This is a genomic window from Microcoleus sp. PH2017_28_MFU_U_A, from assembly GCF_020738035.1.
GTDB lineage: Bacteria > Cyanobacteriota > Cyanobacteriia > Cyanobacteriales > Microcoleaceae > Microcoleus.
The window spans coordinates 21,616-47,388 of the sequence record NZ_JAEQCX010000043.1 but is presented as its reverse complement, the minus strand read 5'-3'; the positions used below and the strand labels follow the sequence as shown (position 1 = coordinate 47,388).

The following is a 25,773-nucleotide window of genomic DNA, read 5'->3' as shown; positions in this document are numbered from 1 at the left end:
TGTGGCTGAAGCCGCGCACTCGCTCCAAGGCGACTGAAGTCGCTAATCGGCTAGACCCCAGCCTTAAAAGGACGGGGCTTGCGCCTCGTTTTTCGGTCAAGCTTAATGGGGATCGAAACTACCACGCCAACCACCCTATCGCCCAGCAAGCATACCGAATCGGATTGCAGTATCTTTTTCTCCCCTAATTTCACAGCGCTAGAGCCTAAACTCAAGCCTTTTTGCTTTCCAGGGCCCAGCGAGCTAGCTCTGTCCGGTTGTGCAGACCTGTTTTGCCCAGCATATTGCTAACGTGGCTCTCTATAGTGCGCTGGCTGACATTCATCACGTCTGCGATCTGGCGGTTTGCCATACCCTGCGCTAGCAACTGTACCACCTTTAACTCAGTAGGAGTCAATTCGACATTGCGGCGCGCCTTAATTTTGGGGCCGCTCTCTATACCTGGATTTGAGTGACGAATCAAGCGGGATGCTGCTTTTAGAGAAGATTCTACTTGGGCTACCAGTTCTTCGGGCTCAAAAGGCTTAACTATATAAACATCAGCTCCAGTGCTCAAGCCTTTTACTCGATCGGAACTTTGACCTTTGGCGGACAAGAAAAGAACCGGAATCCAGCTCGTGCGCGGGTCTTCTCTGATGTGTTTGACTAAAGTGTACCCGTCCATTTCTGGCATCATCACATCACAGATGATCAAATCGGGGACTTCTTGTTCGAGTTTTTCTAGAGCGTGTCTGCCGTTTTCTGCTGTGATGACGTTGTAGCCCCGAAACTCTAAGTAATCCTTGACTAGCAAGATCAAGTTCGGGTCGTCGTCAACCAGCATCAGCCGTTTTTGCTCTCCTGAATTATTGTCCTTCATGTTTCTTCCCGCTAGAGTATCCCGCACAATTCCTTGTTTTTCACTCCTGTTTTTTCCGTCAGTCCAGTGTCAGCCCGGGAAAGTTGGGGGTTGAGGACGGCGGTGGGGTGAAGGGATGGCGGTGAGGGGAAAGCGGGGCGGGTATTACCGCTTCCTCTCCCAGTGTTCGATGCCCGTTTGTGAATGTCTTGCGACGTGGAACGGAGCCAAAACCTGTAATGGACGATCGCCTGTCACGATCGGCCTTGATTGATGGAAGACTCACGCTCCCTAGCCCAAGTTAAATATTTAATCTCGATCGGTTCAATTGCAAGTTGATGCCCCGGTTTTAAATGATACTTCTGATATAGAGAAATTTAAGCAGGCTCCCTACTTACGTATTTAACTATTTCTAGTGTAGTTTGGCAAACTGCCGGATGTCTGCTACTGAGAAACTTTTCGGCAAACTCTCGCCAGAGGGCGATCGAACTGCTTCGATACACCTCTTAAAAAAACACACAGCGACAAGCAAGACTACCAGAAACAGGTAGGAGAGTACAGTTGTTCGATCGATCCGCAGGTGCGATCGCCCAACGCGCTCACGCTCTCTACTTTACCGTCTTAAACCTAACACCTTACTTATCCTGCTGTGCTTTTTCACCGCGCTATAGTTAAATATCTGCTTTCGCCTCAGCAGGCTCCGGCAAAGGATGAGTCAAAAAAGCGTATTCTTCAACCACCTGTGAGCCGATCAGATGTTCCTGAATAATTCTCTCCATGACGAGGGGAGTAACATCGCGATACCACACTCCGTCTGGGTAGACTACCATAATCGGGCCAGACGCGCACACTTGCAGGCAGTTAGCTTTAGTCCGAAAAATGCAGGTTTGCCGATCGGCTTTTGGCTTGTCCAACCCCAATTCTTGCAAGCGTTTTTTTAAGTAATTCCAAGCCACCAGACTGCTTTCTCGATCGCAACACTTGGGCACGGTTTGGTCGGCACAGATAAAAATATGCCGTTCAATTCGCTCTATTCCCAGGCTTTGGACGCAAGCGCTCAAGCCTTGGCTGCAAGATTCATCGTTGTTATTTTCAGATATTTTATTCATTCGTTAATAATAATTAATTAGCGATCGAAACTCATCACCACTCTCCCACTCTCCCACTCTCCCACTCTCCCACTCTCCCACTCTCCCACTCTCCCACTCTCCCATTCCCCCACTCCCCCACTCATCCTCGGTTCGGGAACCCGTACAGACAGATAAGTTGCGATCGCCCCTTACTAAAGCTAAATTAGCACTCAGGAGTCGAGAGTGCTAATATGTCAGTGTAAGCAGTCAGCCGTTGCTTTCATCGCGACCACTGACGGCTAACTGACTAGGATCTGTAATCTGGAGATTTATTTATGGCAGCAGTATCACTGAGTGTTTCTACCGTTAAACCGCTAGGCGAGCGCGTGTTCGTGAAAGTAAGCGCTAGCGAAGAAAAAACCGCCGGCGGCATCCTTCTACCCGACACAGCTAAGGAAAAGCCCCAAGTAGGCGAAGTTGCGGCCGTGGGCCCCGGCAAGCGCAACGACGACGGCAAGCGCGTTGAAATGGAAGTCAAAGTCGGCGACAAAGTTCTCTACTCGAAATACGCCGGCACCGACATCAAACTCGGCACCGACGAATACGTCTTGTTGGCCGAAAAAGATATTCTGGCGATCGTCAACTAATTAATCATTAGTCATCAGTCATCAGTCATCAGTCATCAGTCATTAGTTTAAAGCGAACGCCGCCAAAAAACTAATGACACAAGACAAATGACTCGCCATCCATCCCCAATCTAAAATCTCAAACCCTCTCATCCCCAAAAACTATGGCTAAGCGTATAATCTACAACGAAAATGCACGTCGCGCCCTCGAACGCGGTATGGACATTCTCGCCGAAGCAGTCGCCGTTACCCTCGGCCCCAAAGGTCGTAACGTGGTTCTCGAAAAGAAATTCGGAGCTCCTCAAATCGTCAATGACGGCGTAACCATCGCCAAAGAAATCGAACTCGAAGACCACGTAGAAAATACAGGCGTTGCCTTGATCCGTCAAGCTGCTTCCAAAACCAACGACGCAGCAGGCGACGGCACCACAACTGCTACCGTTCTGGCTCACGCAATGGTCAAAGAAGGTCTGCGTAACGTAGCTGCTGGTGCAAATGCGATCGCCCTCAAGCGCGGTGTTGACAAAGCAACCGGCTTCTTGGTAGAAAAGATTGCCGAACACGCCAAACAAGTAGAAGATTCCAAATCCATCGCTCAAGTCGGCTCAATCTCTGCTGGTAACGACGATGAAGTCGGCCAAATGATTGCCAATGCAATGGACAAAGTGGGCAAGGAAGGCGTAATTTCCCTGGAAGAAGGGAAGTCTATGACCACCGAACTCGAAATCACCGAAGGGATGCGCTTCGACAAAGGCTACATTTCTCCCTACTTCGTCACCGACACCGAACGGATGGAAGCGATTCTAGAAGAACCCTTCATCTTGCTGACAGACAAGAAAATCGGCTTGGTACAAGACTTAGTACCAGTGCTCGAACAAGTAGCTCGTTCCGGCCGCCCGCTGTTGATCATTGCAGAAGACATTGAGAAAGAAGCTCTAGCTACTCTCGTTGTCAACAAACTGCGCGGTGTGTTGAATGTAACTGCTGTTAAAGCACCTGGTTTTGGCGATCGACGCAAAGCCATGTTAGAAGATATCGCCGTATTGACCGGCGGTCAACTAATCACCGAAGACGCCGGTTTGAAACTGGAAAACACCAAGCTGGACATGATCGGCAAAGCCCGCCGCATCACCATCACCAAAGACAGCACCACAATTGTTGCCGAAGGTAACGAAGTCGCAGTCAAATCTCGCTGCGAACAAATTCGCCGTCAAATGGACGAAACCGAATCTTCCTACGACAAAGAAAAGCTGCAAGAACGTTTGGCTAAATTGGCCGGCGGCGTCGCAGTCATCAAAGTCGGCGCTGCGACTGAAACCGAAATGAAGGATCGCAAACTGCGTTTGGAAGATGCGATCAACGCAACCAAAGCTGCTGTCGAAGAAGGCATCGTTCCTGGTGGTGGTACAACTTTGGCTCACCTAACTCCTCAATTGGAAGAGTGGGCTAATGCCAATCTGAAGGGCGAAGAGTTAACCGGTGCTTTGATTGTGGCACGGGCTCTGGCTGCTCCCCTGAAGCGGATTGCTGAAAATGCTGGTTTGAATGGCGCTGTCATCGCTGAGCGCGTCAAAGAAAAGCCGTTTAACGTTGGTTTCAATGCAGCGACAAATGAGTTTGTCGATATGTTTGAAGCTGGTATCGTTGACCCTGCGAAGGTAACTCGTTCTGCTCTACAAAATGCCGCATCTATTGCCGGCATGGTGCTGACAACCGAGTGCATCGTCGTTGACAAGCCTGAACCCAAAGAAGGCGCTGCTTCTGGCGGCGGCGGCGGCATGGGCGGCGGCGACTTCGATTATTAATCGATAGTTTTTAAAGTAGGTGAGGGCGGTAGCGCCCCCACCTACTTTATTTTATTTAATTAGTTGATTAATAAATCAAGTTATAATAGCGTTCTCTCTAGTACACTGGGAGGCGCTATGAAAGCAGAAGTTCTCAAAAGATTATTTAGGGCGATCGCCAGTGCCGACACTGAGGCGATCGACAAACTCACATACCTAGTCATTCAGGAAGAACGCCAGAAGGGACACACCCTGTTAGCCGACCAATTAGAGAATATTTCCAAAAAGAGCCCGAAAGAAAAATCGATCTCTAACAGCAAAACAGCTTCGCCAGTAACAGAAAGCCGACAAGCTCTAAGCGAACTACCGACGAGTAAGCGATTAAATCTTCCTTTAGTGACTGTCATAGCAAGGGAAAAATTGCGGCATCATATGGTGCTTCCTGAAGTTATCGAAAAACGTTTCCAGCGAATTGAGCGTGAGTATGCAGCAAGAGATAGGCTTGCTCATCACGGACTCCGCTACAGACAAAAAATTCTTCTGTACGGTTTCCCCGGCTGTGGTAAGACACTCGGAGCAGAGCGTTTAGCTTGGAATACAGGTTTACCACTTCTCAAAGTTCGATTTGATGCAATGGTATCATCTTTTTTAGGCGAAACGGCGAGTAATTTGAGGCTGGTTTTTGAAGAAGCATCAAAAAGTCCATGTTTGTTGTTCCTGGATGAATGCGACTCAATTGCTAAATCTAGAGAAGACCATCAGGAAGTAGGAGAAATTAAGCGAGTGGTAAATACATTTCTTCAAATTTTGGATGAATATGAACCAACTTTTGGTCTGATTGTAGCAGCTACAAACCTCACTAAATCTCTTGATACTGCACTTTGGAGACGATTTGATGATTTGATAGAAGTACCAAAGCCAGGAGAAAAAGAGTTAGAATTTATCCTAAAAGAAACACTATCTGCTATTGAAGTCGGCTCTATTAACTGGCCTGTACTCATTGAGCAGATGAGAGATTTTTCGGCTGCTCAAGCCGTGAGGGTTGCACAAGATGCTGCTAAACGGGCAATTCTTGAGCGAGAGGAGCTCGTGATTCACGAACACTTGGAAGAAGCGATTAAAGAAATCAAGGTTGCATAAACTTAATTTTTGGTGTTAGGAAAACTAAATGGTTGAACGTTCTGATAGATTTCCGCATATTCAACTCAAGTTTGAAAGAGCAGGAATTGCTGCAAGTCCACAAGGAGGAGGCAAACCAAATGCAATAACATCTACGAATACAAGCAATCGACAAGGACATGGAAGTAAATTAAAGAGTTCTTTAGACTCCTTAATTTGTTATTGGCAAGATAGTCAAAAAACAAGAGAAGAAGAGGAAAAGCCACCACTTCCTGAAAAAGCTATACCTATCATTTTACAGATTGATCCTACTGCATTCGATGCAGAGAATCTCAGAAACTATGGAATCGAAGTAATTGCTGAATTAGAAAATGGGTATATTATTGGTGCTTCAGCAGATGATAGTGAATTTAGTGAACTAGAAAAAAAGATAGAAAAATTTATTAAGGCAGAGCGAGGAGGGGGTAAAGTTGCAGCAATCTGGGACTTTATTGATGGAAGCAAGCGACCTGAGTACGTCCTCTCACCAGAACTACTTAATCAATGGCAGCAAATTACAGATGAACAAATATATATTGTGGATATAGGTATTGCTTGTCTAGGAATGAAGTCACAATTGCCTGATTGCCCCGAAATAAAGCCCGATGAAAGTGACGAAAAGTTTACTAAACGCTTCACCACGTGGAGTAAAAAACGTGATTTAAATTACCAGCAATGGGATGAGATTAAGTCGCAAAGAGAAGATGAGTTTACGGAATTTGTCCAAGCTTATCGGGGAGAGATTTTAAATATTGTGGATGGAGCTATTCCTCAATCTTCTCAACTGCCCGATAGTTTTTCGTGCCGTCTTCAAATTTCTGGCAAGGGACTAAAAGACTTAGTTTTCAATTTCCCCTATATTTTTGATGTGAATTTGCCTGATGAATTTGCTAAGTTAGTTGAGCCGGAAAATTCATCTGATGTTGACGATCCTATTTTTCAACTAGAACAACCCGAATCAAATGCCCCTAACGTATGTGTTATAGATAGTGGGATTCAAGAAAATCATTCTCTTTTGAAAGCAGCTATTGATTCAGGCAATTCAAAGTCTTGGGTTCCAGAAGAAACCGATCAAACTGCTGACTATGTTAGCAACGGTGGACACGGAACCAGAGTGGCTGGTGCAGTCCTCTATCCCATAACAATACCTCGTATTGGAAATGAAAAAGCTGTTTGCTGGATTCAAAATGCGAGAATTCTTGATTCTAAATGTCAACTATCTACACAGCTATTTCCACCCAACTTACTTGGTGATATTGTGGAATTTTATCACAATCAAACAAAAACAAGGATTTTCAATCATTCTATCACTGGATCTGTTCCATGTCGTACTCAATATATGAGTGCTTGGGCGGCGGGGATTGATAATTTGACATGGGAAAAGGATATTCTGTTTATTGTAGCAGCAGGAAATTTACCCTTAAGTGGTGGAAGAATAGGATATACAAGATTATCTGTGCAAGAGCATCTTGCATCAAATCGGCTATGTCCCGATTATCTTGTAGAAAACTCTTGTAGAATTGCTAACCCTGCACAAAGTTTTCAAGCCTTAACCGTTGGCTCAATTTCTCTAGCTTCTTATCGTGCACTATCGTATTCTTCAATATCACAGAAGGATAAACCCTCAGCTTTTTCATGCTCTGGGTTAGGAATTTGGGATACCATTAAACCGGAAGTAGTTGAATATGGTGGAGACTTAGTAAAAGATGAATCTATACCACCTAACATTACTTCACCTAAAGAAGTTTGCCCAGAATTAGTGCGTTCGACTTTGAATGGTGGGCCAGGAGTTGCTGCTGACAATATTGGAACATCATTTGCAGCACCAAAAGTGAGCCATATTGCAGCGCGTCTTGCTGCTGAGTTGTCGGATGAGAGTTGCCTTTTATACCGTGCGCTGATAGTACAATCAGCCAGATGGCCAGAGTGGACAATGGTAGACAATATAGAAAAACTCCACGTCATTCGTCAAATTGGTTATGGTATTCCAAATATCGATCGCGCTTTAGGTAATTCTCCCAATCGCATCACTTTGATTACCAGAGGGAATCGTCCTATCAAAGCAAAAGAAGCTCATGTTTATCAAGTAAAATTGCCAGAAGGATTGCGTAGTCAGGGAGAAGAATATGAGATTCTGGTAGAAGTTACTTTATCTTACAAAGCACAACCGCGTCGAACTCGTAGAAATCGCCGAAAATATCTTTCAACTTGGCTGGATTGGGATTGTAGTAAAAAGGGAGAAAATCCAGAAAAGTTTCTGGCTAGGATTTTGAAAGAGTATGATGCTCCAGAGGATGCTGAAAAGGGAGAGGAAGGTTTTAAATGGACTATTGGCAAAAGAGCGAAAAACTATGGAAAAATTGACGGTGTTTCTAGAAGCGCGGGAACTATTCAAAAGGATTGGACTATTGTCAAGTCATTTGAACTCAGAGAAGCATTCTGTATTGCAGTAGTTGGACATGAAGGCTGGAATAACGATCCAGATGCTGAAGCACCCTATTCTCTTGTTATTAGCTTTGAAGCAATCACATCGAATATTCCGATTTACACTACATTTGTTGAGGCTCAAGTTCAACTAGAAGTGAAGCAGGAGGTAGAAATTGGGTAGTGCTGCTTTCTTGAATGATGCAATTGATACAAGCCTTTCTCCATAACGATTGAGCGTGCGAAAAGCAGGCGCTTATGCACCACTACCCATACTTAGTTGATGACAACGAAATCTGCTTGCGTAAAAATAGCCGGCGCGGCTGGCCGAACAGCCAATAAGTCCAATGCCAATCCACTTGTTGCAAGCGGTAGCCTGCTTGATAGTACAATTGTCGCGCCCCGTGATTGTTTTCCAAAACGTGGAGGTAAATCTCCGAAAATCCCCATTCTCGGGCTGTATTCTCGCAGTTGTCGAGCAGTTGTTGAGCAATTCCCTGCCGCCGATACTCCGGGTGAACTGCTAAATTTGACAAGTAAGGATAGTCGGAATTCGGTATTTGCCAAGGGAATCGAGAACGCAGAGCCATTTCTATTGTTCCTGCTATAGACTGAGTTTGGTGCGATCGATAATTCTGCATTCCTGACTCCCGCGAGACTAGCTCAGCAACGAGACAAATATAGTGTTCTGCTTTAGAACGGAGTCGATTTTTTAAATCTTCGTAAATGCCTAAACGCAACACTGGATACACCCATTCTACAAACCCCTCGCGGGAGTGAAAGCTCATGGCCAAAATATCCGCTAGTTGCGTCAAGTCATTTGATGCAGCCACCCGGATCGAAAAGCCAGAAAGTCCGGGAGTTTGTTGTTGGTGAGAAGCTGAGGAAAAAAAGGAAGGATTCACAATTCCAGGTCACTATATTAATTTTTCTACGCGGGTTACCGATCTGCCCATCTGAGAAATTTCACTTCTGGTGATAATGTAATATCACTTTTAAAAAAAGAATGTAACTTTAGACCAACTCCCAATCATAATATTTGTCATCGAGAATCTTAAATTTAAGAGATTAAATTGTATGACTTATACTCAGAGTTTATGAATGCGATTCAGTCACATTCTTTTTGTACTTTCCTCTAACTATTATCTGATGTAAATTGGAGATATTCAGTATTTTAGACTAAATTTATTTCCAATGAAAACCCATCCCTTAATACTAGATTTGTGGGTAGCGGGAAAGTTATTAAAAACAATCAAAAAGGTTTTAACGTCTGGTTCCCGGAAGCGTACCGCTCTCTGCTTGCAGAAATACCCGATCGAATATAATTTATCCGTCTAGCGGTAATTGACAATATCAAGTATCTACTAGACTAATACCGGGCGCGATCGCAAGTCGGATGTTGGCTGCCTGTCCCAGAACCCGACAACCCAGCTTTCAGCAGTGCTGGGCAATCAGGAAGCCCGTCCCCTCGCGAACAGGCCTTACCTGTTGCGCCGGAGGGCTAGATATTGTCCAGCGATATTGTGCTGCGATACTGTGCTGCGGGCGATCGAGAGCTTCAAAACTTCGATCGAGCGGCTCGATCGGTTTCCACAGAGTACATCCCTAGCTAAGATTAACAGATGGATGCTCAAGATAGCGGTGTTTCGCCGCAGTAATTGCCTTGGGCGTTGGTCTGGACGAGGCATAAAAAATGCCGCGCTCTGCCCAAAAAGTGCCAGTCTCACTAAAATGGTACAGCAATTGCGTCACTCGCACTTCCCCGCCTGTGTTGTCTGTCTGTCTCCCCCCCCGAATATCAGTCAGGGACACAGGGGCCGGAGAGGAAAGCCATATCCTTGGCAGAATGTGAAAGTTGCTGTCACCTAGGCAGCAAAAACACAGGGGAAGATGTTGGTTGTCTATTGTATCCTGCTACAGACAGTTTTTACACACCAAATAAAACAGGAAGATGAGCGATAATAACACATAAAGAAAGGCAAATCCACTCACAATCAGGACGATTATTCCTATGTATTATGAGATATCCAGAGGGCAGTTAAAAGTTGCGGATTCCTATTTTCACGCTCAACATAGAGGTGAGGGGTTAAGGACACTTCCCGCAAGACGAGATTTTTGTGAATATCATTAAATAATAAAATTGGGGTGCACTACAGGCAACTGTGGCGATCGAAGAATTCGGAATTGAAAACCCATAAATTAAAAATCAAGGTTGATTCTTGCCTCGACCCACTCACAACAACTTCAGATTCACGAATTTGTGTGACACCAGTTTCAAAAAATAATGCAACTGCCGGCAAACTCCAAACCCTTATGTCATCAGTCATCAGTCATCAGTCATCAGTCATCAGTCATCAGTCATCAGTCATTAGTAGTAGGTAACAACTGTCAACTGTCAACTGTCAACTGTCAACTGTCGTATGACTCGTGCAATTGAAACCTGCGAATTCTTTTTTTCAACAGACTTATTAAATCGAACTGCCCCGGGGCACAGGAGAACGGTGCATGAATTCCCAATCAAATCCTAAGCTCAAACTTCTAATCGTCGATGACGAACCGGATAACCTCGATTTGCTTTACCGCACCTTCCATCGAGACTATAAAGTGCTCAGAGCCGAATCTGGCCCCGCCGCCCTCGAAATTTTGGCAAAAGAGGGAGAGGTTGCTGTGATTATTTCCGATCAGCGAATGCCAAAAATGAGCGGTACGGAGTTTCTCAGCCTGACTGCGGCTCAATATCCCGATGTGATCCGAATTATTTTAACTGGCTATACGGATGTTGAAGATTTAGTTGAAGCTATTAATGCTGGCAAAGTATTCAAATTCGTTACTAAGCCTTGGGATGCTGAAGAACTCAGAGCTCTTGTCAGTCAAGCTGTTGATACTCACAATGTCCTGAAAGCCCGCACGAATGAACTGCGTAGGGCTCTCTCGCAAGAATCGCTGCTTTATGCCGTTACCAATACTATTCGATCGGCTCCCAATTACCAGCAAATGCTGCAAAGAATTGTGGAAACTGTCGGGCAGATGTTTGAGGTGAGTTGCTGTTTGCTGCGGCCGTTCCAAGACGGCCGGGTGGCTGATGAGTGGTTCGTTTACCAGAAGGCCGAAAGTAAAGGGTTGCGGGGCGATTCTGAAGCTAGACGAGATGCTTCTAGCGCCCGACTTTCGCCGGATTTGCTGCCGGATTTGGTTTGGGAAACTCTGGATGTGGAGGTGATTCAAGATGCTCAAACTGACGATCGAGTTTTAAGCTGGGACAATGAGCAGCGATTGCAGGCTTACCAAGCTGCGAATATTCGATCGAGCTTAATCGTACCGCTGTTTTACCAAATGGAACTGATGGCAGTCTTGGCGCTGCACCAGTTCGATCGACCGCGCCAGTGGGAAGACCACGAGGTACAGTTAGTAATTACGGTGGCCGACCAAGCGGCTTTGGCGCTTTCTCAAGCCCGGGCTTACGAACAGGTGCGGGCGCTGGCAAAGCGCGAGACCTTAGTCAATACTATTACTACGGCAATTCGATCGAGCCTCGACCCCCAAAATATTTTTGCAGCGATTACTCAACAACTCGGCCAAGCTTTGCAAGTTGACGGCTGCGCCCTATCTCTGTGGACAGAAGATGATGAATATGTCCAGTGCGTTGGTCTCTACGACACAAATAGGGATACGGTGGCTGTAAAACAGGGTTTTAACAATTCAGAGGTAGTTGCGAATCCTCCAAGCCCTCAAACTGCTGCTGAGAGTGCTGCTGCGAACCCTCCCGGCTGGGTTTTTGCCCATCCTTCCCTGCCGCAGTCTTTGGTGCCGATTCGCGGCAATCCGGTGTTGCTGCAAGTTATGGTATCAAAAGAGCCCGTGGCGATTGAAGACCTCAACGAACGCCCCGATTTAAATGTTACAGAACTGCAAGTGCGATCGCCAGCCCGCGCCCTGTTAGTCGTGCCCTTAATCTCCGAAGGCAAAATCATCGGCAGCATTTCGCTGCGCCAAAATTGCAGCACCCGCCGCTGGAACCTCTCAGACATTGACCTGGCTCAAATAGTGGCAACTCAAGCTGCTTTGGCGGTGCAGCAGTCGCGCCTCTACCAGACTACCAGACAGCAGGCGGAACGGCTTTTGGAAGCCGATCGGCTCAAAACCGAATTTTTCCAAAATATCTCCCACGAATTCCGCACACCTCTAACCCTAACTATCGGCCCTCTAGAATCAGCTTGCGGCCGCAAAGAAGACTTACCCTACGAACAAGCCGTCATCGCCTTGCGTAATTCCCGCCGCCTCCTGCGGTTGGTAAATCAACTGCTGGACTTGCAGCGCCTCGATGCAGGACGGATGCAGCCGAGTTTTCGCCCGTGCGATTTAGTCGGTTTTTGTTACTCTACGGCAGAGTCTTTCCGCGCCTACTGCGACAAAAAAGGACTGCACTTAATTACCCAACTGCAAGACTGTCCTTTACTTTATTTAGATATTGAAAGATTTGACAAAGTTATTTACAACCTGCTATCAAATGCTGTCAAATTCACCCCAGAAGGGGGAACAATCACGCTGACAGTTGAACCAGCCGGCGCTCACTGTTTGTTGCAAGTAAAAGACACCGGCATCGGCATTCGCACCGAACAAATTCCCTATTTATTCGAGCGCTTTCACCAAGCCGAAGGTTCTGCGAGCCGTTCCTACGAAGGCAGCGGTTTAGGTTTGGCACTTGTCAAAGAATTAGTCGAACTCCACGGCGGTCAAATTTCCGTCGATTCTGTTTACGGCGAAGGTACTACTTTTACCGTTTGGCTGCACTTCGGTTCGACTCATTTGCCCCCAGAACGGGTACTGGAAATCCCCGCCGAGTTTCACGCATCCAAAGCTGCGGTGGAACTGGCAGATGTGGAAGCTGACTTGTCGGAAGATGAAGCAGAAAATCATAACTTTGAGGCTCTAGAACCGATAAATTCCGAAACAGTAGCTGGCACGGTTTTGGTGGTTGACGACAATCCAGATTTGCGCTTTTATGTGTCGGGAATTCTGCGAGAGTCTGGCTTTGCAGTTTTGCTCGCCCGCAACGGAGAAGAAGGATTTGCCGTGGCAAAAAACCGCCGTCCGGATTTAATTGTCACGGATTTGATGATGCCTGTGATCTCGGGTTTGGATTTGATTCGGATGATTCGACAGGATGAAGACTTGCGGGGAACTCCGGCAATTTTGCTAACTGCTAAAGCCGACGCAGATACTCGGATTGAAGGAGTAGAACGGGGTGCTGATGCTTATTTATCGAAGCCTTTTAACGATCGCGAATTGTTGGCAGAAGTGCGGAATTTAATCGCCCTCAAGCAAAACGAGCGGCGAGTGCAGCAGTTGAACAATTATTTAACTGAGTCGGTGCTGCGCCGATTTTTGCCGCCGTCGATGGTGAAAGCCGCTGCGGCTGGAGATTTGGCCTTGGATTTGCGCCCGGAACCGCGATTGATTACTATTTTGTTTAGCGATATTGTCGGTTTTACTCAAATGGCAAATACGCTGCGATCGCGCCGGGTAGCTGAGCTGTTGAATGAATATTTGGCGGCAATGACTAAGGCTATTTTTGACAGCGGCGGTACGGTGGACAAGTTTGTGGGAGATGCGGTAATGGCTCTCTTTGGCGCGCCGGAGGAACTAACGCCAAACGAGCAAGTGCGCCGCGCTATAGCTGCTGCAAGGCTTATGCTGCGAGCTCTGAAGCAACTTAACGAGCGCTGGTTGGAGCAGGGAATTGTGGGGGAAAATGGGGTGCCTCCGGTGCGGTTTCGCTGCGGTATTCACCAGGGTACTGCGGTGGTGGGGATGTTTGGCGGCCCCGATCGATCGGATTATACTGCGATCGGGCCGAGCGTGAATATTGCTGCTCGTTTGCAAGAGGTGGCGGAACCAAACTCTGTGCTGATTTCGGCTGCGGTTGCAGATTATGTTGAGGAGAATCGAATTGTTAAATATAAGCCGCTGCAACTCAAGGGAATTGATGAAACAGTGTTGACTTTTATGCTGAATTGTGATTAGTCATTGGTTGTTTGTTATTGGTTATTAGTTGTTTGTTATTAGTTATTGGTTATTTGTTGTTTGTTGTTTGCGACCAACGCTCAATATCTAATAGCCATCTCTAATAATTATTGTGGAACAGGCATCCTGCCTGTTCAATACGAGTCTCGATCGCTATGAATGAGTAGGGAATTGGCGATCGCAATTTGTAGAATCATCGAAGTGTTTGGTATTTGGTGTCAGGGGCGATTCACGAAGAGGGATAACTTCGCTTCACGCTCTTTTTTCGGTGGGGCGAATCCGGTCGAGATAGCTACGCCGCGCGTACATTTCAACCGAGGACGTTGCAAGTGCACTTGAACCAGAGTGCGATCGAGAATAACGGTGAAATTGAGCAGCGGCGCGAAATCTCAAAACGCAGACGAGAAGACTTGATACCGTCCGCGACTATGAGTTATTCGCACGAACAGCAAATACAGAATGGGAATTGTTTTGAGATATACTTTTATCTATGCGTAGGAGGTAAACTTTCCACTTTGAGTTTAGAGCCGAGTAGTTTAGATGATATCCGTCTAGAGATAGCTAAAATTGCTACCCTTTATGGAGTTTTTCAATGTGTTGAATGTAGTCAGGCAATCAAAGAGTTCTTGACAGTCAGAAAGGTGCATGGGAAGCAAATTAAGCTCGATTTAGGCAGGCAAGACCTACCTTGGTCAGTGATTTATGATTTACGACGAGGGCAGCAAATTGCTACTAATGGCTACCACATCGGAATATCAATTACAGTTGACGGAGAGGAAATTGTTTTTGACAATATAGATCGTAGTGGCGTAACTCGGCAGGAATGGCTACAAAATTTAACATCTCCTACTCTGGAACTGGGTATGGGAAGTTTTAAGATTATAGAAGAGGAATTTTGAGCGGCAAAGCTGACCAACTTTTGAAAAATATTGAGGTGGATAATGCACGATTTATATACGCTGATTCACAAAATCAAGAAAGCTCCTTCAATGTACTTGGGAAGACACTCAATTATTTGCCTTCAGGCTTTTTTATCGGGTTACAGCGTTGCTAAACATGAGTTGGGAGAACAGCCAACAAAACAAGACAGCGATTTTATGTCGTTTCCTGAATGGATACGAAAAAGATTCAACGTGCAGACTAGCCAATCTTGGGCTAACATCATTCTTTTTTATTCTGAAGACGAAAGTAAAGCACTCGATCAATTTTTTGAACTGTTAGATGAATTTATCGATCGGAATTCTTCTACTGACACTTTACGCGAAGGCGAATTGGATATAGGGGAGAAGTTGCCAGCGCATCATTAGTTCAGAGAAAGTGCGATCGCTCTTGTTTGAAAAAAATAAGGACGATCGCTGCTGTTTCAAAATAATTTATAAGGGAGATCGCTGCCTTCTTTATGACCACAATCATCGTTTTTTTATTTGAGACATTACTATCGTAGGGCTGGGGAAGGCGATATCGACTCTACTGTTTTTTCTTCGGGTTGACTGGTAAGATAGAGGGTATCCGGACTAAAATCTTGCTCGTGGGGCCATTGAATGCTGCCAAAAGTAAGTTTGACTTGCTGAAAATATTCGATATTTTGAAGTTCGGTGAATATTCCTTTGTCGAGATAGGGAGTGACATTAAAGAGACGAATTTCGCCATTACTAAAGGTGAGGCGAAGTCGATAGTTTTCTAAGGGTTCGACCTTGATGACTTTGGGAGACATATAATTACTCCGAATCACTGGAGGGGGTTGATTTTGAAGACTTGTTGCCCATTGACTGCGAGTTGCCAATCCGCCATCAGTTCATCTTGATGGATTTCGATCCAGGCTTGAACCAGCTTGAGTTTAGATCTTTGTAGTTGCCCCTCAAGGATATCGCCATTAGGGATGGCAAATACGGCTTCATCGTCTTGATAGCTGACGTGGATGTGCGGGCATTGATGTTTTTGGTTATCAAAGTAGTACATTCTGACGATGACACCATAAAACATTGAAATTACAGGCATGGCGACTGATTTTGGGCGTTGATTATACTTTCTATTGTAAGCGATCGCGCTAAATCTTGCGATATTTGTGGGGTTTGGGCGATCTCGTTCTTGACGCTCGGTGGGGATCTCGCTCCGGGTTGAACAATAATAAGGGCCAGCGCTCTTTCATTTTCAACTATAGCTCATCAGAAACAAGAAAGGGCGATCGATCTGGGAAAACGGCAATTTACCACCAGGAGTTCATTTTTGCGATCGATCATCACCAAAGTCACATTAAACGCCGATGAATGTTAGGCTGAGAGAGGAAACTCAACTGACGGGAGAGGGGCGATGCCACTATATTTCCGTAGTAAAGCGTCGAATAAAGTTTTCCAAATTTCTCTTAGAGATGAGCCCTTTAACCATTTTCTTTGCAAAATTTTCTAGCTCATGTATTGAAACCCTAACATTATCAACATAAAGCTTTTTAGCTCTATATCCTATCATTCCAGCACAAATTACATAGCACAGCGTTTGTAGAACAACTCCAGCAGCATAGCCAGCAGCAGTTCCAAAACCCAGCGATACAGTAGTTCCAGAAAATCCCGCTACAAGTTTTGATATGCCAGTTCCCCATTTAATAAATTCAAATTTCCAGCCGAATTCTTGATGAAACTCACTATAAAAATTTTTTGCTTGCAATTCAGCGTCTTCAATATCTTCTTTAGTCAAGTTGCTGATAGATTTGCAAGCTAGAATTATTTTGTGGATCATTTGTATAATTTCTTCATCAAACTTCGGTATTTCATGGATTGGAATTCCTGAAGCTGCAAGAGAAGTTACTTTTATCATTGTTTCACGAATAACACTTGCACAGTCTTTTGATTTACTTCTAAGAATTAGATTGAACAAAAAAGCTTTCTGAGAATCTTCAAGTCCTCTGGCAATAGCCTCTTTTAATTCTTCAATTCCAATTTCTTGTGCCACCAGACTGCAAATTCCTAAAATTTTTGGAGAGGAATGACCTAAATCTCTTTCGATTTGATGCTTTATCTTTAACCAGTCCTCTCTTGGGGGAACTGTGTCTATTTTAGAGATGGCTATAACGATGTGAGAGGCATATATTTGTTTTAATATAAAAAAATCTGTCTTATTACTCGCAGTCCAGCCAGATGCAGCATTAACGAAATAAACAACTAAATCTGCTCCCCTGTAGAAACTTACATCTGTTCCTGGTGCTCTCAGTCCAGGCGTATCAATAATTTTCACAGCTTTAGACAATGTGGGTACTTCGTATGGATCATCAGTTACTGTAGATCCCGTGATGATAGATACCTCTGCAACTTCTTCGCCCCGAATAGCATTGACTGTAGAAGACTTGCCACTATTAACTTCTCCAACAAAAGCTATTTTTAACCCCTCTCTTAACTTTTTAATCAATTGCTTTGTGGATTCCGTATTTCTAAAATTTTGCATATGTCGAAGATTGCGTTTGTAGGTGTGTTGGCTGTTAAGGAAATTGAGCGCTATACGTCCTATGCTTACTCGGGCCACTTTGTGTATTGCAAGTTATACAAATCCGATGAGCTTACCCTGGATTTTTCAGCTTTTCTTGACTCCGGTTGGGAATCCGTTTGAGGCGATTTCACTTGTCATGAGGCATCAGTAGATTTAGCAAATAGCCAGAAACACCTTGATAATTTCCTCATTATTCCTTAGAAATAACGAATTTGCCTATCCAAAAAATGTTCTATTTTGCCGCCATTATTTTACCTACTTTCACTTTATTTAATCTGGTTTTATACGAAACTGTATGAAAATGTACCAAAAAGCTGGAAATGTGAGCTACAATACATAAAACATCACACTCCGTGACCAGATGGATCTTAAAGAAGTGTTAAAACTCGCAGATGATATAGTATTTGCTAAAACGGGTCAGCACCTTGACGATTTACAAGCAGCAGTATTGCAAGGAACTCTACAACGTGAGACATACAAGCAAATAGCGAAGGATTTTGACTGTTCTGAAAGTCGCATCAGGGAAATCGGATCGGAATTATGGCAGATACTTTCAGAAGACTTAGGGGAAGATGTTAATAAAAAGAATTTTCGATCGGCAATGGAGAGGTGGCAAGTTTCAAATGTCTCCAATTTTGCAAAAGATGTTGTAGGGATTGGTATCTTTAACATTTGTGGAGAAGCTAGACACCCGCCAAACATACCAAACTCACACCCACAAAATCAAGAAACATCGCATCAAGAGTTAAGCGAGATGCCGGAATTAGGTGCTTTCTACGATCGCACTTCCGAACTCAAAACCCTCACAACCTCGATTCTACAACAAAACAGTCGCCTCATAACCATCACCGGCGGACTCGGCATCGGCAAAACATCCCTAGCAATACAACTCGTACAACAAATAAAAGACGAATTTGAATGCGTCATTTGGTGCAATCTCGACACATCCCCCACCCTCGGTGAATTTGAAGCCAACTTAATCCAGTTTTTATCGCAGTCCCAAAAGCAAGATTCACCGACAACCAACCAGAAAGTATTATCCCTAATTAAATATTTACAAAAACATCGGTGTTTAGTAGTCTTAGATGACGTTCACAATTTGTTCAGCAGCGGCGAATTAGCAGGAAAATATAAACCAGGATACGAAGAATATCGCTCTTTATTTAAACAAATAGAAAAATTATCCCATCAAAGTTGCTTCCTGCTAGTCGGTTGGGAACCACCCAAAGAAGTTCCTCAACTCACCAGCGAAAATACTCCCATTCGTATTTTACAACTCACAGGCTTAGACAGTGCGGCCGCGCGGGAAATACTCAGAGATAAAGGATTAGCAGAAATCGAGAACTGCGAAACACTCATTCACCGCTACCAAGGCAATCCGTTATGGTTAAAAAGCGTGGCGACTTTGATGCAAGAGTTGGGAATTGGCGCGACTGAGTTATTGTTAAATGATACCATTTTGTTGCCCGAAGATTTGAAAGATGTTTTACAGCAGCAGTTTAGTCGCTTATCGGAAATAGAAAAACAAGTCCTCTGTTTGTTTTGTCGGGAAAGTGAACCAGTTAACCTGGCAAAATTACTCGAATATGGCACTGTGCGATCGCCAGATTTGCTCAATGCCCTGCAATCTTTATCGCGGCGTTGCTTCATTGACAAAACAGGAAGTTTTTATACTTTGCCACCTGTCTTGAGGCAGTATGTCCAAGAATTATGATTTAACTGTTAAAAATTGCCTGATCTGGTGTTGACTTTTCTCGGTCTTTTGCTGTACTATGAGAATGTATATAGAATAATGGAAATAGTGAGTTTTTTATTTTTAATGCGCCAATTCCCATTATAAATAAAGTATATGTCAATTCGCCAGAATTTGCAATACTAAAACAATACTTTTTTCCCGCCGATCGCACTTAAGCACCAATCAATGAAATATTCTGCATCCAGCCCCAGAAACAACAGCCAAACATCTCGCTTTGACGGATTATCTTTGGACGATCGCAATCCCGACTTCATAAAACTAATGCTGCCACTCTGGGAATGGCTGTACCGCTACTATTTTCGCGTCCAAAGCGACGGCTGGCACCACGTCCCCGCACGCGGAAAAATGCTCGTTGTCGGCTCTCACAACGGGGGAATCGCCGCTCCTGATATGTTTATGTTCCTATACGAATGGTTCCACAGATACGGCACTGAACGCTTGGCCTACGGATTGATGCACCCGACGGTTTGGGAAGTTTCTGCTGATATTGCTAGCATGGCGGTGCGGTGTGGCGCGATCAAAGCGCATCCAAAAATGGCGATCGCAGCTTTGCGAAAAAATGCCCCGGTTCTAGTCTATCCTGGTGGTGCCGAAGATACTTTTCGTCCCTATCACTTACGCAATAAAATCTACTTTGCCGGACGCAAGGGATTTATTAAGTTAGCATTGCGAGAAGAAGTGCCAATTGTACCAATTATATCCCACGGTGCCCACGATACTTTAATAGTTTTGGCAGATTTGTACGAAGAAGTTAAGCAATTGCATGAATTGGGGATGCCGTGGTTGTTGGGCATCGATCCGGTCGTGTTTCCGGTGTATTTGGGATTGCCTTGGGGATTGAGTATTGGGCCTTTGCCAAATCTGCCTTTTCCCGTGCAAATTCGGACTCGCGTGTGCGAACCAATTGTATTTGAGAGGTACGGTAAGGAAGCTGCGGGCGATCGCGATTATGTCGATGCTTGTTTCGATCTAGTTACAACTCAAATGCAACGGGAATTAGATTGTTTGATTGGCAATTGAGCATTGCACAAGTTTATTAATTCGGCCGACTGGTGACTAATTGCCCGATCGCCTTTAACGCAATCCCGGGATGAAAAAGTACAGTCGGCGGCTCAATCATGTGCAGAACTTCCAAAAAAACTTGACAAACTTTCGCATCTGTAGTCAACGCTTTTAACACCAGATCCATGTAATTAATTGTCAGTCGCGTAGCCAGGTTTGGTTTCGCACCCTCACTTCCCCGATAGCGCGAATCCTGGCTGATAGCAAACGTCCAAGGAATAGTATGTAATTTTGCGAGTTTTTGTTGAAAATGTCGCCCAAAGCCTGTTAAATCGCCTTCAGGATAGCGCTGCCGCTGTTTTTGCAGACATTCATCCAGCATCTGAGCATCCAATCCAGCAACCGTCATTCCTTGGCCGTAAACAGGGTTGAAAGCGCAAACTGCATGGCCGACAATTACCAAATTTTCAGGATAATGGGAGAGGCGTTCGTAGTGGCGCAAACGGTTTTCTGTACCTCGATAACTATACACAGGTGCGATCGCCTTTGCATCTTTAATCGCATCATAAATCATCGGAGTTGGCAGACTGCGCGCAAATTCTACAAAACCTGCTGCGTCTGCGGGCGGATAATCGCGATCGCCCCCACCGAGAGTCACCAGCCAGCGATTCCCCTCGATCGGGAAAATTGCACCGCCGCGAGTGCGAAATGGCGGTGCAGTTGACACAAATACAGGCGCTGTATCTGACAATTTACCGCTGCATTCATAGATGCGCGTCGCATAGCCGACAAAAGCATTGATAACCGTTTCAGGTGGCGGTTCATAGCCGAGTTTTTTCAACCATTTAGGCGTTTGAGAAACTTTGCCGCTAGCATCGACTACTAAATCTGCATTCAAATTCTCTTCATTAATGTTACCTGGGTTTTGGCGATCGCAAAAACGCACCGACACACCAGCAATCGCCGTGCCCTGAGTATTCGCCAGCAACCCCGTTACAGTCCCTCCTTCCAGGAAATGCACGTTCGTATTTTCAGTCAAGCGGTGGCGAATTTGGCGATCGAGTAAATCCCGACTGAACATAATTAAATCATCTGGATCGGGGGTAAAATGTGTCGCCCAACCAGCCGGACTAAACCAGGCGATCGACTTCGGATCTAACCTCGGAGCACCCGCAGCTATCAGTTCGTTTTCTAAGCCGGCAAACAACTGTTCTAAGATGATTTTTCCACGAGTCAAAAGGATGTGCAGGTGTCGGGATTGAGGAATACCGGGGCGAGGCGCAGCTTGTTCGGGAAAAAAATCTCGTTCAACAATACTTACGCGATCGAAGTGTTTCGCTAATACTCTAGCGGCCAACAGTCCTGCTAAACTCCCGCCCATAATAATCGCGTGACTTTCTCGCTGCATAATCAATTTTTTTGAAGGTTAATAACTAATACCATGTTTACAAAGTTTTCGACCAAACAAGTGTGGCGTTTGTTTACAGTCTACAAGCGATTAAATAGGTGCGTCGCGATCGGATTGTCGATATTTATTTAGGGATTTTTGATGTATCCGCACCCTACGACTCACAATTTTTTTCTCTCTCTTCTCTTCCTCAGCGTTCTCTGCGTCCTCTGCGGTTCGTTAAACAAAGTCTATTTGACAACGGACAGAAAACTGACATAGCACAATTATCCCTGAATCAACAGCAGGCCGCAGACATATTTATACACTTCCGACTGTAGGGGGATGCTTTAGCTCGTCAATAAAGCGATGCTTGCCATTGGGGGCATGAGTTTAACACTATACATTGGTCAAGTCGCGCCAATGAACGCGCGCACCCACCCTTTAACGAGGAATATACTATGTATCAAAATTTGCCAATAAATCCACAACTGTATAACATCGGGTTCTGGCTGGCCCAAGTGCCTGTAGAACAGACTACAACAACAACAAGCAGAGTAGAAGACGCAGCACTCCTCTATTCCGGGCCGCAATTTTTTATTGCATTAATATCTGGAGTCGTGCTCGCCTGCGCTTTCCAACTCTTGCTGACAAATTTATCAGTAGCCGCAGGCCTTTCCTACATCGGACAATCCCACGACGATGGACACAAATCTGATAGCAGTAGTCCCGTCCGCCACATCGGCCGCAAAGTCGGTACTTGGACTCTAATCACCGTCACTGTCGCCCTATTCTTCGCTTGCTTGCTAGCAGTTAAGCTTAGTTTGATTAGCAGTCCTGGTTTAGGTGCGATCGTCGGTTTAGTCGTGTGGGCGGCCTATTTCTCACTCCTCGTCTGGGTGAGCTCCACCACCGTCGGTTCCCTGATCGGTTCCGTGGTTAACACCGCAACATCTGGCGTTCAAGCTATTTTCGGCACCGCAGCCGCAGCCCTCGGCGCCAAAGCAGCTAGCAATCAAGTAGTCGCCACGGCGAAAGCAGCAGCAGCAGCGGTGGGCCACGAACTCGGTAGCGCGATCGACCCTACAAGCTTGCGGGAAAACGTCGAAGACTACATCCAAGCCCTCAAACCGCCGGAATTAGACATCAAAGCGATGCGTAGCGAGTTTGAAAAATTGCTCAACGATCCGCAACTCAAAAGCATTGCGGGCGAAAATTTGCCGAATCTCGATCGACAAACTCTCGTAGATTTAGTCAGTTCGCGATCGTCCTGGTCAAAACGCGATGTCAACCGGATTGTAGACCAACTCCAAGATGCTTGGAAACAAGTAGGAAAACCAGACCAAAAATCAGACGGCATCGCCCAATTGATAGATTATCTCAAATCAGCAAAATCGGGAGATTTGCTCTCAGATACGCTGACAAGTAGGGTAGAAAAAGTTCTCGGCAATCTGGGCGGGCAAAATTCTGGACAAAACTCCACAATGATGTCCCAAGCAACGTCAATGGCAGTTAATGCTTTAATGGGAGTAGTTTTGGGTCGCACGGATATTTCCGACTTAGATGTCGAAAAAGTAATGGGTCAGCTTAAAACAGCTAAGGACAAAGTTAGCCAACAAGCTGATAAAATTACCGCTCAAGTCAAAGGCGAACCAGAAACTTACAGCCCAATTCGTGCTGACGTAGAAAACTACTTGCTCAACACTTATTCGTGGCAGATGAACCCTACCGCGATCGAGCGCGAATTTCGTGACGTGCTCTACGATCCAACGGCAGATCCGGGAACTGTGCGCCACGAATTGGAAAAACTAAATCAGTCCAAGTTTGCGGAAATCCTGGCAAGTCGAGGCGTTTTTACCCAAGACAAAATTAAAGAAATTTCCCAGGAATTAGAAGGAATCAGACAGCGAGTTTTACAAACTGCGATCTTTGCCGAGGAGCAAGAAAAAGCTCGCGATTTGCAGTGGCGCGTGGAAACTTATTTGAAGCTGACGCCGAAAGCAGAACTGACAGCAGCAGGTATCGGGAGCGATTTTAAGAAAATCTTAGAGGATTCTGATGTTACTTACGAACAGTTGCGCGATCGGCTTTCTCCTTTCACCAGCGATAGTTTCGTGCAAATTCTCAGAGGCCGCGAAAACTTCGGCTTCCAGGAAGTAGACCAGATTGTTAAAGAGTTGGAAAGGACGCGAGATGTAGTTTTAGCAGATGCTAAAGGTCTGCAAGAAGCAGCGCAAGTCCGACTAGACAATCAGTGGCAAAAAGTACAAGAATACTTGAAGTCTACGGGCAAAGAAGAACTCAATCCCGAAGGGCTCAAGCGCGATTTCAAAACGCTGCTGGACAACCCGGAAGCGGGAATGTGGGCGCTCAGAGCTAGAGCTTCTCGGTTCGATCGCGAAACTTTGGTAAAATTGCTATCTCAGCGCAAAGACCTCAGCGAAGACCAAGTAAACCAGCTTCTCGACAGTGCCGAAGAAACTTGGCACAGCGCGCTGGAAGCACCGCAAAAGTTGGCTGAAAAAGCCAAGGATCAGTACGACCAAACTACTACCGCCCTGGCAGATTACCTGCGGAAGACTGGCAAGGAAGAACTCAATCCTGAAGGGATTAAGCGGGATTTGACCAAATTGATGGAAAATCCCAAGGAAGGGGCTTTAGCGCTGCGCGGAAGGCTATCTCAGGTCGATCGCGATACTTTGGTCAAGCTGCTTTCTCAGAGAGAAGATTTGACCGAGGAACAAGTCAATCAAATTATCGACCAAGTGCAGGAAACTCTAGGATCGATCGTGAAAGCGCCGCGCCGTTTGGCGAAGCGGGTGCAAACTCAAGTCCAGGATTTTCAGAGCATTTTAGAGGATTATTTGCGAAATACGGGCAAGGATGAATTAAATCCCGAAGCCATCAAGCGGGACTTGCAACTGCTGCTACACGATCCAAAAGTCGGCGCTTACAGCTTGGGCGAACGACTGTCGCATATCGATCGAGCGACTATGATTTCTCTGCTGTCTCAGCGCCCGGATATTTCGGAAGCAGAAGCTGCTCGGATTGTCGATCAAATTTTGTCGGTGCGCGACCAATTCGCACTGCAAATCCAGAAAATTCAGGAGGGCATTCAATCGGTAATTGACGGAATTCTCGGAAAAGTTCGGGATTACCTCAATTCGCTCGATCGCCCGGAACTCAATTATGAAGGTATCACGCGGGATGTGCGGAAGTTATTTGACGATCCGCAAGCCGGATTTGATGCTTTGCGCGATCGCCTCGGTCATTTCAACCGCGATACTTTAGTGGCTTTAATTAGTTCGCGCGAGGACATTTCTGAAGCAGATGCGAACCGTTTGATCGACCAAATCGAAAGAAGCCGCAACAGCGTCTTGCAAAGAGCAGAACGCTTGCAGCAAGAAGCGCAGCTTCGCCTCGAAAACATCAGATTGCAAGCTGAAAAACAAGCTGAAGAAACTCGGAAAGCAGCGGAAGTTGCCTCTTGGTGGCTGTTTTTCACGGCTCTTACCTCGGCGGCTGCGGCTGCGGGTGCTGGTGCTTTAGCTGTTATCCGATAAACAAGAGTCAATTTGTGCGCTCGGATTTCTAATAGTGCCTGATGTTAGTAGAAACTCACATCAGGCACTATTTTTATCGACCTTCTTAAAAGCGGTGAGGTATTTCTGCTTAAGAGCATTTCGCCTCGATTCACCATTGTAAAACAGGTTCGTAGTGAGGACTTTAGTCCGCATTCAAGAAGGACTAAAGTCCTCACTACGAACCGTAAAGCAAATCGATTCACCATTGTAAAACAGGTTTGTAGTGAGGACTTTAGTCCGCATTTAGGAAGGACTAAAGTCCTCACTACGAACCGTAAAGCAAAACAAAATTGTTATCAGGATTCTCAAGGGCGGTGAGGTGTTTCTGGTAAGTTCGTGTCGCCTCGATTCACTATTATACAACTGGTTCGATCGTTCGGAATGCAAGTCCTCCAGAAGAAGGACTTGCATTCCGAACGATCGAACCGTAAAGCAAAACAGAATTGCGATCGGGCGAATCAAAAGCGGTTCTCAATCCAGCACGCCTGTTGTGTCAACCGCCACCGGCACCCCGCCCTGGGCGGGGCGAGTATCAAACGCGAAGTTTTTTCGTGGCGCGATCGCCCGTTTCTTTTGAAAATCGCGGTTAGCTCATGACTCGCAGGCGATCGGTTGTGCATAATGAAGGGAACTAAAGATGTGA

20 protein-coding genes are annotated in these 25,773 nt (G+C 45.6%); 12 read left to right on the top strand and 8 right to left on the bottom strand.

The window, feature by feature from the left end:
* Nucleotides 1-211 precede the first annotated feature (211 nt).
* Both JGK14_RS09745 and JGK14_RS09740 read right to left on the bottom strand, forming a co-directional pair.
* A complete protein-coding gene (locus tag JGK14_RS09745; protein ID WP_293125294.1) occupies nt 212-859 on the bottom strand; it encodes a response regulator transcription factor in 648 nt (215 codons plus the stop codon).
* Between the two features lie 650 nt (nt 860-1,509).
* The gene (locus tag JGK14_RS09740; RefSeq protein ID WP_293178992.1) at nt 1,510-1,947 is read right to left on the bottom strand and encodes a (2Fe-2S) ferredoxin domain-containing protein; all 438 of its coding nucleotides are present in this window, start codon (nt 1,945-1,947) and stop codon (nt 1,510-1,512) included.
* Nucleotides 1,948-2,243: 296 nt separating this feature from the next.
* Between JGK14_RS09740 and groES the strand changes: the two genes are divergently transcribed.
* From groES to JGK14_RS09720, 4 genes are all read left to right on the top strand, one after another.
* A complete protein-coding gene (groES, locus tag JGK14_RS09735) occupies nt 2,244-2,555 on the top strand; it encodes a co-chaperone GroES (RefSeq protein ID WP_194008182.1) in 312 nt (103 codons plus the stop codon).
* Between the two features lie 143 nt (nt 2,556-2,698).
* Nucleotides 2,699-4,339, top strand: a complete 1,641-nt coding sequence (gene groL, locus JGK14_RS09730) for a chaperonin GroEL (RefSeq protein ID WP_293178995.1) — start codon at nt 2,699-2,701, stop codon at nt 4,337-4,339.
* Nucleotides 4,340-4,456: 117 nt separating this feature from the next.
* Nucleotides 4,457-5,458: an ATP-binding protein gene (locus tag JGK14_RS09725; RefSeq protein WP_293233556.1), complete on the top strand. Its 1,002-nt coding sequence runs from the start codon at nt 4,457-4,459 to the stop codon at nt 5,456-5,458.
* A gap of 28 nt (nt 5,459-5,486) precedes the next feature.
* On the top strand, nt 5,487-8,084 hold the full coding sequence (locus JGK14_RS09720; RefSeq protein ID WP_293324412.1) for a S8 family peptidase: 2,598 nt from the start codon (nt 5,487-5,489) through the stop codon (nt 8,082-8,084).
* Nucleotides 8,085-8,166: 82 nt separating this feature from the next.
* Here the strand turns inward: JGK14_RS09720 and JGK14_RS09715 are convergent, their stop codons facing one another.
* A complete protein-coding gene (locus JGK14_RS09715) occupies nt 8,167-8,805 on the bottom strand; it encodes a GNAT family N-acetyltransferase (protein WP_293179013.1) in 639 nt (212 codons plus the stop codon).
* A gap of 535 nt (nt 8,806-9,340) precedes the next feature.
* Between JGK14_RS09715 and JGK14_RS09710 the strand changes: the two genes are divergently transcribed.
* The gene (locus JGK14_RS09710; RefSeq protein WP_293233078.1) at nt 9,341-9,769 is read left to right on the top strand and encodes a hypothetical protein; all 429 of its coding nucleotides are present in this window, start codon (nt 9,341-9,343) and stop codon (nt 9,767-9,769) included.
* Between the two features lie 281 nt (nt 9,770-10,050).
* On the opposite strand, the gene JGK14_RS09705 is transcribed toward JGK14_RS09710, so the two are convergent.
* The gene (locus JGK14_RS09705; RefSeq protein WP_293281497.1) at nt 10,051-10,227 is read right to left on the bottom strand and encodes a hypothetical protein; all 177 of its coding nucleotides are present in this window, start codon (nt 10,225-10,227) and stop codon (nt 10,051-10,053) included.
* A gap of 178 nt (nt 10,228-10,405) precedes the next feature.
* Between JGK14_RS09705 and JGK14_RS09700 the strand changes: the two genes are divergently transcribed.
* From JGK14_RS09700 to JGK14_RS09690, 3 genes are all read left to right on the top strand, one after another.
* Nucleotides 10,406-13,924: a response regulator gene (locus tag JGK14_RS09700; protein ID WP_293179019.1), complete on the top strand. Its 3,519-nt coding sequence runs from the start codon at nt 10,406-10,408 to the stop codon at nt 13,922-13,924.
* Nucleotides 13,925-14,253: 329 nt separating this feature from the next.
* Nucleotides 14,254-14,823: a papain fold toxin domain-containing protein gene (locus JGK14_RS09695; protein ID WP_293196923.1), complete on the top strand. Its 570-nt coding sequence runs from the start codon at nt 14,254-14,256 to the stop codon at nt 14,821-14,823.
* Between the two features lie 42 nt (nt 14,824-14,865).
* Nucleotides 14,866-15,231, top strand: a complete 366-nt coding sequence (locus JGK14_RS09690; protein WP_293196922.1) for a hypothetical protein — start codon at nt 14,866-14,868, stop codon at nt 15,229-15,231.
* Nucleotides 15,232-15,359: 128 nt separating this feature from the next.
* On the opposite strand, the gene JGK14_RS09685 is transcribed toward JGK14_RS09690, so the two are convergent.
* The 3 genes from JGK14_RS09685 to JGK14_RS09675 form a co-directional block, all read right to left on the bottom strand.
* On the bottom strand, nt 15,360-15,638 hold the full coding sequence (locus tag JGK14_RS09685; RefSeq protein ID WP_293196921.1) for a DUF2442 domain-containing protein: 279 nt from the start codon (nt 15,636-15,638) through the stop codon (nt 15,360-15,362).
* Nucleotides 15,639-15,652: 14 nt separating this feature from the next.
* Nucleotides 15,653-15,922 carry a DUF4160 domain-containing protein gene (locus JGK14_RS09680; RefSeq protein ID WP_293196920.1) on the bottom strand — a complete coding sequence of 90 codons (270 nt, stop codon included), beginning with the start codon at nt 15,920-15,922 and terminating at the stop codon, nt 15,653-15,655.
* A 318-nt stretch (nt 15,923-16,240) separates the two neighbouring features.
* Entirely contained in the window at nt 16,241-17,359 is a 1,119-nt protein-coding gene (locus JGK14_RS09675) for a GTPase domain-containing protein (protein ID WP_293196919.1), read from the bottom strand.
* A gap of 403 nt (nt 17,360-17,762) precedes the next feature.
* On the opposite strand from JGK14_RS09675, the gene JGK14_RS09670 reads away from it, so the two are divergent.
* Entirely contained in the window at nt 17,763-19,115 is a 1,353-nt protein-coding gene (locus JGK14_RS09670; protein WP_325315010.1) for an NB-ARC domain-containing protein, read from the top strand.
* A gap of 207 nt (nt 19,116-19,322) precedes the next feature.
* Entirely contained in the window at nt 19,323-20,177 is an 855-nt protein-coding gene (locus JGK14_RS09665; RefSeq protein WP_293205957.1) for a glycerol acyltransferase, read from the top strand.
* A 16-nt stretch (nt 20,178-20,193) separates the two neighbouring features.
* Here the strand turns inward: JGK14_RS09665 and JGK14_RS09660 are convergent, their stop codons facing one another.
* A complete protein-coding gene (locus JGK14_RS09660; RefSeq protein ID WP_325315009.1) occupies nt 20,194-21,567 on the bottom strand; it encodes an NAD(P)/FAD-dependent oxidoreductase in 1,374 nt (457 codons plus the stop codon).
* Between the two features lie 440 nt (nt 21,568-22,007).
* Between JGK14_RS09660 and JGK14_RS09655 the strand changes: the two genes are divergently transcribed.
* Nucleotides 22,008-25,109: an MFS transporter gene (locus JGK14_RS09655; RefSeq protein ID WP_293179058.1), complete on the top strand. Its 3,102-nt coding sequence runs from the start codon at nt 22,008-22,010 to the stop codon at nt 25,107-25,109.
* Between the two features lie 340 nt (nt 25,110-25,449).
* Entirely contained in the window at nt 25,450-25,707 is a 258-nt protein-coding gene (locus JGK14_RS09650) for a hypothetical protein (RefSeq protein WP_293205959.1), read from the top strand.
* Nucleotides 25,708-25,773 lie beyond the last annotated feature (66 nt).